The organism is Pseudomonas siliginis (assembly GCF_024072275.1).
Lineage (GTDB): Bacteria > Pseudomonadota > Gammaproteobacteria > Pseudomonadales > Pseudomonadaceae > Aquipseudomonas > Aquipseudomonas siliginis.
The window spans coordinates 385811-400546 of the sequence record NZ_CP099598.1 but is presented as its reverse complement, the minus strand read 5'-3'; the positions used below and the strand labels follow the sequence as shown (position 1 = coordinate 400546).

Sequence of the window (14736 nt, the reverse complement as noted above, 5' to 3'; positions counted from 1 at the left end):
CCATACAAACGCGCGTCAAACGCCTGTTTCAGGGGTTAAACGCTTCTTTTCGGAGCCTTGGTTTGGTTTTTGCATTTTCCCGACATCAGCGCTTTGTTCTCGCGCACGCCTTGCTCCAAAAGGGGTCCAGATGACCATAAGCGACGCTATTCACCGTTTGCTGCTCGACAACCTGACCACGGCGACCATCCTGCTCGACGCCGAATTGCGCCTGGAGTACATGAACCCGGCGGCGGAGATGCTGTTGGCCGTCAGCGGTCAGCGCAGCCACGGCCAGTTCATCAGCGAGCTGTTCACCGAATCCCCCGAGGCGCTCAATTCCCTGCGTCAGGCGGTCGAGCAGGCGCACCCGTTCACCAAGCGTGAAGCGATGCTCACCGCCCTCACCGGCCAGACGCTGACCGTGGATTACGCGGTCACGCCAATCCTCAGCAACGGCGAGACTTTGCTTTTGCTTGAAGTGCACCCGCGTGATCGCCTGTTGCGCATCACCAAGGAAGAGGCGCAGCTGTCCAAGCAGGAAACCAGCAAGATGCTGGTGCGCGGCCTCGCCCATGAGATCAAGAACCCCCTCGGCGGCATCCGGGGCGCAGCGCAATTGCTCGCCCGCGAACTGCCGGAGGAAAGCCTGCGCGATTACACCAATGTGATCATCGAAGAGGCCGACCGCCTGCGCAATCTGGTCGATCGCATGCTCGGCTCGAACAAACTGCCGTCGCTGGCCATGTGCAACGTCCACGAAGTGCTCGAACGCGTCTGCCATCTGGTCGAAGCCGAAAGCCAGGGCTGCATCACCCTGGTGCGTGATTACGACCCGAGCATTCCCGACGTATTGATCGACCGCGAGCAAATGATTCAGGCGGTGCTGAACATCGTGCGCAATGCGATGCAGGCCATCAGCAGCCAGAACGAGCTGCGCCTGGGCCGCATCAGCCTGCGCACCCGCGCCATGCGCCAGTTCACCATCGGCCACATCCGCCATCGTCTGGTGACCAAGATCGAGATCATCGACAACGGTCCCGGCATTCCGGCGGAACTGCAGGAAACCATTTTCTTTCCCATGGTCAGCGGCCGCCCGGACGGTACCGGGCTGGGCCTGGCCATTACCCAGAACATCATCAGTCAGCACCAGGGCCTGATCGAGTGTGAGAGCCATCCAGGCCACACCACCTTCTCGATCTTCCTGCCACTGGAACAAGGAGCCACATCGACATGAGCCGTAGTGAAACCGTGTGGATCGTCGATGACGACCGTTCTATCCGTTGGGTCCTGGAAAAAGCCTTGCAGCAGGAAGGCATGACCACCCAGAGCTTCGACAGCGCCGATGGCGTGATGAGTCGTCTCGCCCGGCAGCAGCCGGACGTGATCATTTCCGATATCCGCATGCCGGGCGCCAGTGGCCTGGATCTGCTGGCGCGGATTCGCGAACAGCACCCACGGCTGCCGGTCATCATCATGACCGCTCACTCCGATCTGGACAGCGCTGTCGCCTCCTATCAGGGCGGTGCTTTCGAGTACCTGCCCAAGCCATTCGACGTCGATGAGGCGGTATCGCTGGTCAAACGCGCCAACCAGCATGCGCAGGAACAGCAAGGCCTGGAGGTTGTGCCGGCGCTGACCCGCACCCCGGAAATCATCGGCGAAGCGCCGGCGATGCAGGAAGTGTTTCGCGCCATCGGGCGCCTGAGCCACTCCAACATCACCGTGCTGATCAACGGCGAATCCGGTACCGGTAAAGAACTGGTGGCCCACGCCCTGCACCGCCACAGCCCACGCGCGGCCTCGCCGTTCATTGCCCTGAACATGGCGGCGATCCCCAAGGATCTGATGGAATCGGAATTGTTCGGCCACGAGAAAGGCGCGTTCACCGGCGCGGCAAACCTGCGTCGCGGTCGTTTTGAACAGGCGGACGGCGGCACGCTGTTTCTCGATGAAATCGGCGACATGCCGGCGGACACCCAGACGCGTCTGTTGCGCGTGCTGGCCGATGGCGAGTTCTACCGCGTCGGCGGCCATGTGCCGGTCAAGGTCGATGTGCGCATCATCGCTGCGACACACCAGAATCTGGAAACCCTCGTCCACGCCGGCAAGTTCCGCGAGGACTTGTTTCACCGCCTGAACGTGATCCGCATCCACATCCCGCGCCTGTCGGATCGTCGTGAAGACATTCCAACCCTGGCCCGGCACTTCCTCAGCCGCGCCGCGCAGGAACTGGCAGTCGAGCCCAAGCTGCTGAAAAGCGAGACCGAGGAATACCTGAAAAACCTGCCGTGGCCAGGTAACGTGCGCCAGTTGGAGAACACCTGTCGCTGGATCACCGTCATGGCCTCCGGTCGCGAAGTGCACATCAGTGACCTGCCGCCGGAACTGCTCAACCTGCCACAGGATTCGGCGCCAGTGACCAACTGGGAACAGGCCCTGCGCCAATGGGCCGATCAGGCCCTGGCCCGTGGCCAGTCGAGCCTGCTCGACAGCGCAGTGCCGGCGTTCGAGCGGATCATGATCGAGACGGCACTGAAGCACACCGCAGGACGTCGGCGTGATGCGGCGGTGCTGTTGGGTTGGGGGCGGAACACCCTGACGCGCAAGATCAAGGAACTGGGGATGAAGGTTGATGGTGGGGATGATGATGAGGGGGAAGAGGGTTAACGCTTAAGGGTTGCTGTGTACTCAGGATCGATCCCCCTCACCCCAGCCCTCTCCCGGGAGAAGGGAGCAATCTCGGGTGGTTTCGAGGCCTGGGTTCGGCTCGGTATCTCAGGTCGGCGTAACTTGACCGGGCAACTCGGTCAGTCCCCTCTCCCTTGGGAGAGGGTCAGGGTGAGGGCCACCGTGCACCGCATCAATGCACGATGACCCGTGATCGCGCAGAGCCGTATCGCCACCCCCGCATCTGAAAGTGCCGAAAAACCCAGACTTGAAATAAGCGAAAGCCCCGTATTCCGGGGCTTTCGCGTTTTCGAAGCATTTTTTGTTACAGCAAATCAAAACCTGGCACGCCGCCTGCAATATCTATCTCAGGTGATTCGATTCACCACCCGTTTCGGGGACCTTGGTACAGGCAGGCCGGGGATTCCCCTCTTTACACCGGGCTCGCAGCGCAAAGCAGCGAGCCCACCGTTTTGGGATCCTTGGTACAGGCAGGCCGGGGGTTCCCTCTTTACACCGGGCTGACGCTGCAAGCGAAGCCCATGCTTTTGGGAACCCTGATACAGGCAGGTCAGGGATTCCCGCTTTTACACCGCAATGCGTCCCGCCCCTATTCGAACCTGGGGCGCTCGGGCACATGATGTGGGGGCTGGTTTTGCCATGTCGGGTCAAACCTCCTTACTTCCTCCTCCAGCCTGTCCAGCATTTTCCCCGGGCTGGGTTCAGTAGACGCAATGTTCAGCAAACTTTCTTGCTCACCTACGCTGGCCTTTTGGAAGCTTTCAATAAACGACCAGAACCGGCGCTGCAAAAGCAGACGCTCAACCTGAAATTCCGGCGTACGCACCAGATTTCTGAGTTGTTTGATCATTGCGGGGTTCGCTTGAAGGACAAATGAATCCCACAGGGCAGACTTTTCAGCGCGTTGCGTTTGGGGGACATGGTGCAGCCATGGACTGTCCGCCAAATCAGCCTCGATTCTCCCAAGCCACAGATCGGTACCCGTCTGCCGACGTGCAGCTATCAATCGTCGAAGAGAAGCGGGGTCGGCAATCGGACTGCCAGTCAGGTCAAACCCTTTTCTCAGCTCAATGGTTTCGGGAATGGCTCTGATCGCGGTATAGGCCAGATTCAAACGTGTTCTGGGAATATCGGATGTCACACCATCCGGGAATTCTCTTATACGAGTTCGGTGGAGATCGACTTCCCGCAACGCCGTCATTTCCCGCAGTGAGGGCGCCACAGCCAGCCGACTTTCCGACAAATTCAATATCTCCAGCCGCGACGGACCGTTCTGCAAACCAAGCCCGGGCGGCGGCGAGGTTATGAACGTATTGGCCAGATTCAACTCTCGCAATCCGGACATGCGAGTCACATCAGGTGCTTCTGTCAAATCGGGATTATGGTACAGGTCAGGCACCTCCAACCGTGACGCCACGGGCCATTGATCCAGCCCGACAGGGGGACGACTCAAACCACAGGAACGTGCGCGCAAGACCCGCAACTCGCTCATGCCACGCACTGAAAAAAGCGGCCAGATACTGCAGTGCGTCAGGCTCAACTCCCGCAAACGGGTCAATCGCGTGAAATGCTCAAGGCCGTCCGACGGGAGCCATAGTCTGGCTTCCTGCATCGTCAGGACTTTCAACGCCGGGAGTTTATCGATTTCGGCCAACAGTTCATGACACTTGCCATTGAATCTGCGGATTTCGAGGGTTTCAATGTGGGAAAGCATCGAGAACAATTTTCCCAGACTTTTCGAAGGACTTCCTTCCAGGCCTAGAGATACGACGGATCTGAGCGGAACGGAACAACCCGGTAGCGCCAGATTGCGCCGACTTCCCAGGTCGAGCTCCAGCTTGAAACCGACCAGCCGCCCGTCGCGGTAGACTTTTTCCGAATGCTCTCCCTGCCATTTGAACAACCGACGCACGTTGGCCCCTATTGCCAGCCGGCGCCTGCGTTCGGCAATGTCCTGGCCTTTGTAACCCGTCTCCCAGGCAGTGATCTCACGGTTCAATCGAGGAAACTCCAGCTCAAGCCGCTTGAGTTCGACTTCTGCCACACCCGCTTCCCCATACCTTGCGATGAAATCATCGGCATGTTGATCCGTCGCATCAGCAAAATAGCGTCTGACCAGTGCCCGTGTAGTCGCAACCAGAACCGGCGGCTGTCCCCCAGAGGGACCTGCGCCGGTGAGCCAGGGGCGGTGAAAGTTGAACGGGTTGGCAGGTACTTGAGCAGCTCCGTCCATCCCGCCGCGCAAACCTGTGAGGATGCAAACCCAGGTGTTCTGCTCGCTGCGGGTGATCGCCAGGGTTTCACCGCCCAGGCTGGCGCGGTAAATGTTCACGCTGTCGGCAGCGACGGGATCGTTGGGTTTGACCAGGCGCCAAACCCTGTATTCCGGGCGGGAGGCATCCAGATCCTGCATCACCTGATACGCCTGCTCATGGATGACCACATAGAGTTTGCCATCGTGACGTATCACGCCGTCGCTGCCCGATTGTGCGCCACTGACATCCAGCCCGGCATGAAAGCCATCCAGGCTTTGGGCGGTCAGGGGGTTGGTGCGGGTGCTGAAGTCGCTGTGCGGATGCCAGATGCCGCTTTCGCTATCGCGCAACATCCATGGGCCGCAAGGGTACAACTCGCCGGGATGTCGAGCGCGATACCATCCCGTATCCGGATCAACTGCGACGAGAACGAGGCCACTGCCAGGGACGTCAACATAACGGCGATTTTTGTACAACCTGAAGCCTTCGCCATCAGCGTCAGGCAATTCGGTGGTTGATGTTATCCGGTAAGTCTCCAGCGACCGGTGTATCACAGGAGAGATGGCAGCAACCTCCGGTGCCGGGCGAACCTCGACCACCGGCGCCGGCAGGATCGTATTCGGGCCTGCGTCGTCGCCAGGTTTGGTGCTAAGCGACATCAGATCATCGAGACCAGCCCAGGGGACCGTGCCATCGCGGACGGGCATATCCGCCGCTGTGAAATCCTTGTCCGAGCTTCGCTTCGGGAACGTGTGGACATCCGTATCAACGTGGGTGCTGCCCCCGCGAGGTGGTTTTACTGACATGTTTTTTCATCCTTGAAAAGTCGCCCCGCCATTCATGCTCAGGCGGGGGGGTCGGCATCCTGCCGGTTAGCTGGGAAGACCAACGATAGCCTGCGTTAACGTTGACGCGCAGCGGAAAAACAGACGGCTCCGGTGGGAAATGACGCTAGCAAATGTGGGAATGGCAGGGCAGGCCGAACGTCATCAGCCTGCGCTTTTGTGCAGGGGTGATGATGCCGGCATCGTGCCGCCTGCGGTTTGCACCCCCCTATGCAAGCCGCGGCCGCTTGGGCAAATGATGCGGGGGCTGGTGCTGCCAGGTTGAGTCGAACTTCGTCATTTCCTCTTCGAGCCTTTCCAGCATTTTTCCGGGACTGGACTCCGTTATCGCGATGTCCCGCAAAGCGTCTTGCTCACCAAGACTCGCCTTTTGGAAATGTTCCAGAAACGCCCAGACCCGACGCTGCAGAAGCGGCCGCTCAACCTGAAACTCAGGCGTGCGGACCAGCTCTCTGATTTTGCCCATCATGGCAACATTCGTCGGATCGATTAACGAGTCCCAGAGGGAAATCCGGGCGGCGCGTTGCGCCTGTGGAACATTGTGCATCCAGTGGTCTATGACCAGATGGCTCGAAGCTCGTCCCAACCAGATGTCCGTACCTGTTTGCCGACGTGCAGCAATCAACCGCCGAAAGTAGACAGGATCGGAAATCAACGTGCCGGTAAGGTTGAAACCTTCCCTGAGTTCAACAGCTTCGGGGATTGATTCGATCCGGGTATAACTCAGATCCAGACGTGCTCGGGGAACCTCGGAGTTCACGCCGTCCGGGAAAGTTTTTATCGCGGTATGGCTCAGGTCAACCTCCAGCAATGCCGACATTGCGCTGAGCGACGGCGCCACAGCGAGTGGGGTGCTGGATAAATTCAAGACCTGGAGTCGCGAAGGACCGTTCTGCATGCCAAGCCCGGGTGGCGGCGCGGATATGCGGGTATGGGACAGATCCAATACTCGCAATTCGGACATCTGGGTCACATCAGGCGGATGTCGCAGTTCGGGATTGTGGTACAGATCAAGCACCTGCAACCGTGACGCCACGGCCACCTCATCCAATCCGAAAGGCAGACGGAGCAAGCCACAGGAACGTGCGCGCAATACCCGTAACCCGGTCATCCCTCGCACTGAAAGATCGGGCCAGATACCACAGTTGATCAGGCTCAACTCTTCCAGCCCGGTCAATGTGGCGAAGTGGTCGAGGCCTGTCGACGACAGCAACAGACTGCTTTCACGAATTTCCAGGACTCTCAACTGTGGGAGCTTGTCGAGTTGGGCAAGCAATTTCTGGCCGTCGATTCTGCGTGTTTGCAAGGTGTCCATGCGCGGGAACATCGACAACAGATCTCCCAGATTCCTAGAGGTGCGTCCCTCCAGGCCAAGAGACACAACAGATCCGAGTCGAGTCGAAAAAACCGGAAGGGCGAAATTCCCCCGCGCGCCCAAATCCAGTTTCAACCTGAAGCCGATCAGCCGGCCATCCCGGTAGACTTTTTCCGAACTGTCGCCCTGCCACTTGAACAATCGACGCACGCTGGCACCTATTGCCAGTCGCCGAATGCGCTCGGCACTGCTGTCACCCCTGTAGGCAGTCTCCCACGCAGTGACCTCACGGTTGAGTTGAGGAAACTCAAGCTGTAGCCGTTTGAGCTCCACCTCAGCCGCACCTGCCTCAGTAAATCGGGCAATGAAATCATCGGCATGCTGATCGGTGGAGTCGGCGAAATAGCGTTTTACCTGCGCCCGCGTGGTCGCGTCTGCGACCACCGCTTGCCCCCGTGAAGGGCCGGAGTCAGTGAGCCAGGGGCGATGAAAGTTGAACGGATTGGCACCTGCAGCCTCATTGCGCTGCATGCCCCCGCGTAAACCAGGAAGGATGGAAACCCAGGTATTGCGCTCGTTCCGGGTAATGGCCAGCGTCTCACCGCCGAGGCTGGCGCGATAAATGTTTGCGCTGTCGGTGGCGCCGGGATGACTGGGATCAACCAGACGCCAGACCTTGTATTCCGGGCGAGACGCAGCAAGATCCTGCAAAACCTGATACGCCTGTTGATCAATGACCACGTAGAGCTTGCCAGCGTGACGTACCACGCCGTCGCTGCCGGGGGCGACGCCGCTGAGATCCAGCCCGCTGCGAAATCCCTGCAAACCCGCAACGGTCAGAGGATCGGTGCGTGCGTTGAAGTCGTTGTGCGGATGCCAGAGGCCGCTGCGGCTATCCCGCAACATCCATGGACCGGTGGGCAGCAACTCGCTGGGGAGTCGAGCGCGATAAAATCCGCTGTCCGGATCCACCCCTACCAGAACGATGCCGCCGCCAGACACATCCACATACTGACGTTTTTTGTACAGCCTGAAGCCGTCACCGTCAGCTGCCGGCAGTCCGGCCGGTGATCGCATTGCGTAACTGTCCAGCGACCTGGCGATGACGGGAGGACTTGGATTGGTGTGCGGCGCAGAGCGAACCTCGACCATCGGCGTCGGCAAGGTCCTGTCCGCGCCGACAACATCGCCCGGCAAGCTGCCCCGCAGCTTCAGATCATCGCCGCGAACCCAGGGGGCGGTGCCATTGAGATCGGGAGTGCGCACCAGTGCGAAATCCTTGTCCAGACGTCGGGTCATGGCCGGGTGAACATCCGTGTCCACGCGGGTGCTGCCACTGCGGGGTGGTTTTACTGGCATGTTTTCATCCTTGAAAGTCGTCCCTGGCATTTATCCCAGAGACGATGGGGGGGTGGCATTGCTGTTACAGACGGGCCGAGGTTTGCCGCTTTTGCATCGGCACTGCGTACTCCTGCGAGTTACTCGAACCTGGGACGCTTGGGCAAAGGGTGCAGCGGCTGACTCTGTCGCCCTCCGTCATAGTTGCGGATTTCATTCTCCAACCTGTCCAGCATCCTCCCGGGACTCGTTTCCGTATAAAGAATGGCGTCGAGCCTGGCCCGCTCGTTGACTTCGGTGCTGTCATACATTTCCAGAAACCACCACACGCGCCGCTGCAGAAGCGGGCGCTCCACGTGAAACTCGGGCGTTCGACTCAGTCGACGAAGAATGCCGGTCACTGCCAGTGGCATTGCGGCGTTATGCCTGTCCCACAGCGCTTGTTTTTCCACTATCTGTTCCTGTGGCACATTGCGTAGCCAGAGATCGGCAGTTACATCGCTGCTTTCCTGCCCAAGCCAGATATCGGTGCCTGTCTCTACCCGTGCTCGTATCAACCGCCGTAAAGAGGCCGGGTCCATTATCGGATTGCCGATGAGATTGAAGCCCGCTCTGAGCTCCACGGATTCGGGGATCGACCTGATGTGATTGTCCGCAAGATTCAGTTCTCTTGCGGGAATCCTGTCGGTAATGCCCTCGGGAAATCTTTGCAATCGTGTATTGGAAAGATCCAGCTCCTGCAGTGCGGTCATGTGTTCGAGTGAGGGGCTGGTCGAAAGCGGATTGCCCCCCAGTCTCAACACTTCCAGCGTCGACGCCACGTCGATGGCATCAAGTCCGGAAGGCAGCAGGTGTATTCCGGTGCGGCTCAGATCCAGCACCCGCAGTTCAGTCATCCCTCTGATATCAGCTGCCACTTGCAAAAAGGTGACTTGCTCCTGATGCCGCATCTGCATGTCCAGGCTGTTCACCGGGGCCTCGAATGTGTTGCAAAGCCATAGCTCGTTTAGCCTGGCAAGGCCTCGTACGGAAAAGTCAGACGTTAGTTCACAGTCCTGCAGGTGCAGCCTTTGCAAACGCGGGAATCTTTTCAATTGCTCGGCAAAGCGCGAATCCAGCCTGAATTTCGAATAAGCCCGTTCGATCACGTTCCATCCTTGAAACCGCCCTTCCACTTCGATTGCCTGACTGGTAATGGTCAGACTTTCAAGATTGGGAAACTGTGCGCAAAACACGTCCGGGTCCAGCCGGCCACGGCCTCTTAAAGTCAGAGAAATCACTGAGCTGAATTTCAAGGAAAGCGGTTTTTGAACTGGCCATATCGTCAGATCGATTTCCAGCTTGAAGCCCACATGCCGCCCGTCACGGTAGACGCGCTGTTCGGGCTGACCTTGCCATCGGTACAACTGGCGAAACGTCGCCCATATATTCCGCGCCTCATGTAACTCCTTGTCCGATGAAATGCGACCTCGACTGATCGGCAGGTCAAAACGCGTCGAGTCCAATTGCGCCAGCCCAAGCTGAATATGCTTGAGCTCAAGCTCTGCCACGTCCTTGTCATCGAACCGGGCGATGAAGGCATCCGCGTCCTCGTCGGTCGTGTCGGGCAGGTACTTGCGGATCTGCTCCCGGGTAGTTGGTTCCGCGACTTCACGCGCATACCAAAGTCCGCTGCCCACATCGCGCAGCATCACCGGGCCGGATGGGAGCAACTCGCTTGGCCGCCGGGCTCGATACAGACCCGTCGCAGGATCCACTGCGACAGGCACCAGGTCGCCGTTGACCAGGTCTGCGTAGGTTCGCCGACTGATCACCCGCAAACCCTCACTGTTGACCTGTGGAAGTATCGCTCGGGCGTTGGTGACGTAATTGTCCAGCGAAGGCTGGGTGGTGGGAGGGCGAATACCTTCTGCGAGTGCGCGCACCACAACGGCCGCGGCAGGGGGTATGGCATCCAGGGTCGCGTCACTGGATGATTCGGCGCGCGGCAGCAAATGGTGCTGAGCAAAATTCACATCGACGCCTGTGCGACCCGAGTGGCCGTAAAGCGAAGTGTCGGCGTCCGCAGCCCGATGCGGGCTGCCCGGACCGTCCACGTGGGTACCGCCACCGCGAGGGGGTTTTACTGGCATGTTTTCATCCTTGAAAAAGACGCCCCATGCTGTCGAGCAAGGGGACAACGGGTTTCGGCATCCTGCCGTTTGAAGGGGCAAACGATAGCGTGGACGAGCATCGGACGGAGATGGGAAAGGGAGACGGCCGCAGTGGGAAACGACCTCAAACAGTGTCGGAGCGCGCCCAGTGATGAGGACTTGCCCCTAGGGCTCGCTCAAGCGGATCTCCAGCCGCCAACGATCATCGACCTCGCTGCCAACCCAGTCGCCCTGCAACGGGCGCGCTGCCAGCACCGTCAGCAATAACCCTCCATCGCTTTTGCGCGTGCGCCAGTTGACGTCCTTGCCGTTGAGCCTGAGCTGGCCCTTCTGCGCCCGACCTTCGGCCTGAAACAGCAGCGCGACGGTGCCATCGATGATCTCGCCGTGCAGTTTCGGCTCGTTGTTGAACCACACCACCAGGCCACCATCGGTGACCTCGACACGCTCCAGCACGCTTGGATCGGGCGTGGTCAGACGGCCGATCATCAAGCCGATCATCAAGCCGACAATCGCCAGCGAGCCGATGACTCGCGGGAATAGTTTCGAACGGTTGTCCACAGGCGGCGTAGAATGCCGCTCATCTTTACCTTCGGAGCCGTGCATGTTTCACGTCATCCTTTTTCAACCAGAAATTCCGCCGAACACCGGCAACGTTATCAGGCTGTGCGCCAACAGTGGCTGCCACCTGCATTTGATCGAACCACTGGGTTTCGAGATGGACGACAAGCGCCTGCGCCGTGCCGGTCTCGACTACCACGAATATGCCACGTTGCAGCGTCACGCTGACCTCGCCAGCTGTCTGGAAAGTCTGGGTAACCCGCGCGTGTTCGCCTTCACCACCAAGGGCTCGCGGCCGTTCCATGATGCCGCGTTCGTGCCCGGCGACGCGTTTCTGTTCGGCCCGGAAAGCCGTGGCCTGCCGGCGGACGTGCTCGACGCCCTGCCCGCCGAACAGCGCCTGCGCCTGCCGATGCGCGAAGGCTGCCGCAGCCTGAACCTGTCCAACACCGTGGCGGTCGCCGTGTACGAAGCGTGGCGGCAGAACGACTTCAAGTAACGCCGCAAGCAAATGTGGGAGCGAGCCTGCTCGCGATTACGGAGTGTCAGTCAACATTGATGTGTCTGACAGACCGCTTTCGCGAGCAGGCTCGCTCCCACATGGGTATTACTGAACCGTCTTACTGAACGGTCGGGGTCTCGCCGCTTTCCTGCATGCGCTGCAGCTCTTGCGCGTACAGGGCGTCGAAGTTCACGGGGGCCAGCATCAGCGCCGGGAACGAACCGCGGGTGACCAGGCTGTCCAGGGTTTCGCGGGCGTACGGGAACAGGATGTTCGGGCAGAATGCACCGAGGGTGTGGCTCATCGAAGCCGCGTCCAGATTTTTGATCAGGAAGATACCGGCCTGTTGCACTTCAGCGATGAAGGCCACTTCTTCGCCGTTTTTCACGGTAACGGAAAGGGTCAGCACCACTTCGTAGAAATCGCCTTCCAGCGCTTTCTGGCGGGTGTTCAGATCCAGACCGACCGCCGGATCCCACTGCTGGCGGAAGATTGCCGGGCTTTTCGGGGCTTCGAAGGACAGGTCGCGTACGTAGATGCGCTGCAAGGAGAATTGCGGTGCGGTTTCTTCTTCGCTGGCTGCAGTGTTCTGTTGGTCAGTCATCTCAGATCCTTATCGATCTTGGGTCTTTTAGGGAGTGCTGTACGTGGGTGCAGCCGTTCAGCCCTTGAGCAGCGCGTCGAGTTTGCCGGCGCGCTCCAGGGCGTATAAATCATCGCAACCGCCGATGTGCTTTGCGCCGATCCAGATTTGCGGCACGGACGTGCGCCCGGCCTTTTTGGTCATTTCGGCACGCAGCTGCGGCTTGCCATCGACCTTGATCTCTTCGAAGGCCACGCCTTTGCTGGCGAGCAGATGCTTGGCGCGCGAGCAGTAAGGGCAGTAATCGCTGGAATAGACGATGACTTCACTCATGTCATTTCACCAGCGGCAGGTTGTCGCCTTTCCAGCTGGAAATCCCGCCGGACAGCTTGGCGGCGGTGAAGCCGGACTTCATCAGCTCGCGGGCGTGGGTGCCGGCGGTCTGACCGAGGGCGTCGACCAGAATGATGGTCTTGGCCTTGTGCTTTTCCAGCTCCCCGACGCGGGCGGCCAGTTTGTCTTGCGGGATGTTCACCGCGCCGACGATGTGGCCAGCGGCATAATCCTTGGCCGGACGGATGTCCACCACCACGCCTGCGTCTTTATTGACCAGTGCGGTCAGTTCGCCGGTGCTCAGGCTCTTGCCGCCGCCCTGCATCGTGTGCGCCAGCAACAGAGCCAGAAGTACGACGAAGATACCGACAAGAATGTAGTGGTTAGTGGCAAATTCAATCAGGTGAGCAACCATCGAAGGAGGTTCCAGGGCGTTAAAATGTCGGCCAGTATACACAGCCACTATGGTCGGCCAAACCCCGTCCGGCGGTGACGCGGTCGGAACTTCGCTTTAAACTCCAACTCCGTTTTCCATCGCCCTCTTCTTTATCAGCCACGAGTGGATTCCATGACGACTACGCCCAAACCTTTGGTCCTGATGATTCTCGACGGCTTCGGTCACAGCGACAGCCCCGAATCCAATGCTGTGTTCGCGGCAAAGAAACCCGTGCTGGATCGTCTGTGGGCCACCGTGCCGAACGGCTTGATCTCGGGCAGCGGCATGGACGTCGGTCTGCCGGACGGCCAGATGGGCAACTCCGAAGTCGGCCACATGAACCTCGGCGCAGGGCGCGTGGTGTATCAGGACTTCACCCGTGTGACCAAAGCGATCCGCGACGGCGAATTCTTCGACAATCCGACCATCTGCGCCGCTGTGGATAAAGCCGTGGCCGCCGGCAAAGCCGTGCACTTCATGGGCCTGCTGTCCGATGGCGGCGTGCACAGCCATCAGGATCACCTGATCGCCATGGCCGAGCTGGCCTTCAAGCGCGGCGCCGAAAAAATCTATCTGCACGCCTTCCTCGATGGCCGCGACACGCCGCCGAAAAGCGCTGCCTCGTCGATCGAACTGCTCGACGCGACGTTCCAGGCATTGGGCAAAGGCCGGATCGCCAGCATCATCGGCCGCTATTACGCCATGGACCGTGACAACCGTTGGGATCGCGTCGCCCAGGCCTACAACCTGATCGTCGACGGCAACGGCGAATTCAACGCCGCCACCGCTCAGGAAGGTCTCGAAGCCGCCTACGCCCGTGGCGAAAGCGACGAATTCGTCAAAGCCACTTCCATCGGTGAGCCGGTCAAAGTCGAAGACGGCGATGCCGTGGTGTTCATGAACTTCCGTGCCGACCGCGCACGCGAGCTGACCCGTGTGTTCGTCGAAGACGATTTCAAGGAATTCGCGCGCGCCCGTCAGCCGAAACTGGCCGGTTTCGTCATGCTTACCCAGTACGCCGCAAGCATTCCGGCACCGTCGGCCTTCGCCGCCGGCAGCCTGGAAAACGTTCTTGGTGATTACCTGGCAAAAAACGGCAAGACCCAGCTGCGCATCGCTGAAACCGAGAAGTACGCTCACGTGACCTTCTTCTTCTCCGGCGGTCGTGAAGAACCGTTCCCGGGCGAAGAGCGCATCCTGATCCCGTCGCCGAAAGTCGCTACTTATGACTTGCAGCCGGAAATGAGCGCGCCGGAAGTCACCGACCGTATCGTCGACGCCATCGAAAACCAGCGCTACGACGTGATCGTGGTCAACTACGCCAACGGCGACATGGTCGGCCACAGCGGTGTGTTCGATGCAGCGGTCAAAGCGGTCGAGTGCCTCGACACCTGCGTCGGTCGCATCGTTGAAGCGCTGGAAAAAGTCGGCGGCGAAGCTTTGATCACTGCCGACCACGGCAACGTCGAAAAAATGGCCGATGAAGAAACCCACCAGGCGCACACCGCGCACACCACCGAGCCGGTGCCGTTCATCTATGTCGGCAAACGCGACCTGAAAGTGCGCGAAGGCGGCGTGCTGGCGGACGTGGCACCGACCATGCTGATGTTGCTGGGTCTGGAAAAACCGGCGGAGATGACCGGGACTTCGATTCTGGTCTGAGCCGAATCCGGAAAACACCGCAAAAACCCTGTGGGAGCTGGCTTGCCAGCGATAGCAAGCTGACAGCCAGCATTTATGTTGAA

The 14736-nt window shown here is 59.6% G+C and carries 11 protein-coding genes; 4 read left to right on the top strand and 7 right to left on the bottom strand.

The window, feature by feature from the left end:
• The first annotated feature begins 130 nt into the window (after positions 1-130).
• Together glnL and ntrC are read left to right on the top strand one after the other, a co-directional pair.
• Positions 131-1216 (top strand): nitrogen regulation protein NR(II), encoded by a 1086-nt coding sequence (gene glnL, locus NF676_RS02405; protein ID WP_024011230.1) that lies wholly within the window; start codon positions 131-133, stop codon positions 1214-1216.
• Positions 1213-2649 (top strand): nitrogen regulation protein NR(I), encoded by a 1437-nt coding sequence (gene ntrC, locus NF676_RS02400; protein ID WP_016772108.1) that lies wholly within the window; start codon positions 1213-1215, stop codon positions 2647-2649. Before glnL ends, ntrC begins: the two co-directional genes overlap by 4 nt.
• A gap of 610 nt (positions 2650-3259) precedes the next feature.
• Here the strand turns inward: ntrC and NF676_RS02395 are convergent.
• The 4 genes from NF676_RS02395 to NF676_RS02380 form a co-directional block, all read right to left on the bottom strand.
• Positions 3260-5731 (bottom strand): leucine-rich repeat domain-containing protein, encoded by a 2472-nt coding sequence (locus tag NF676_RS02395; protein WP_252887175.1) that lies wholly within the window; start codon positions 5729-5731, stop codon positions 3260-3262.
• Between the two features lie 247 nt (positions 5732-5978).
• A complete protein-coding gene (locus tag NF676_RS02390; RefSeq protein ID WP_252887174.1) occupies positions 5979-8444 on the bottom strand; it encodes a leucine-rich repeat domain-containing protein in 2466 nt (821 codons plus the stop codon).
• Positions 8445-8563: 119 nt separating this feature from the next.
• Entirely contained in the window at positions 8564-10555 is a 1992-nt protein-coding gene (locus NF676_RS02385; protein ID WP_252887173.1) for a leucine-rich repeat domain-containing protein, read from the bottom strand.
• A 186-nt stretch (positions 10556-10741) separates the two neighbouring features.
• Positions 10742-11182 (bottom strand): hypothetical protein, encoded by a 441-nt coding sequence (locus NF676_RS02380; RefSeq protein WP_095181059.1) that lies wholly within the window; start codon positions 11180-11182, stop codon positions 10742-10744.
• Between NF676_RS02380 and NF676_RS02375 the strand changes: the two genes are divergently transcribed.
• The gene (locus NF676_RS02375) at positions 11181-11636 is read left to right on the top strand and encodes a tRNA (cytidine(34)-2'-O)-methyltransferase (protein ID WP_016772113.1); all 456 of its coding nucleotides are present in this window, start codon (positions 11181-11183) and stop codon (positions 11634-11636) included. The two genes, NF676_RS02380 and NF676_RS02375, sit on opposite strands and share 2 nt — an antisense overlap.
• Before the next feature lie 121 nt (positions 11637-11757).
• Here the strand turns inward: NF676_RS02375 and secB are convergent, their stop codons facing one another.
• Genes secB through NF676_RS02360 form a run of 3 tightly spaced genes read right to left on the bottom strand, consistent with a single transcriptional unit; the run spans position 11758 to position 12970 of the window.
• Positions 11758-12243, bottom strand: coding sequence for a protein-export chaperone SecB (gene secB / locus NF676_RS02370; protein WP_016772114.1), 486 nt, complete (start codon positions 12241-12243; stop codon positions 11758-11760).
• Between the two features lie 57 nt (positions 12244-12300).
• Positions 12301-12555, bottom strand: a complete 255-nt coding sequence (gene grxC / locus NF676_RS02365; protein ID WP_016772115.1) for a glutaredoxin 3 — start codon at positions 12553-12555, stop codon at positions 12301-12303.
• A gap of 1 nt (position 12556) precedes the next feature.
• On the bottom strand, positions 12557-12970 hold the full coding sequence (locus NF676_RS02360) for a rhodanese-like domain-containing protein (RefSeq protein ID WP_016772116.1): 414 nt from the start codon (positions 12968-12970) through the stop codon (positions 12557-12559).
• A gap of 153 nt (positions 12971-13123) precedes the next feature.
• On the opposite strand from NF676_RS02360, the gene gpmI reads away from it, so the two are divergent.
• A complete protein-coding gene (gene gpmI / locus NF676_RS02355) occupies positions 13124-14653 on the top strand; it encodes a 2,3-bisphosphoglycerate-independent phosphoglycerate mutase (RefSeq protein ID WP_095181060.1) in 1530 nt (509 codons plus the stop codon).
• Positions 14654-14736 lie beyond the last annotated feature (83 nt).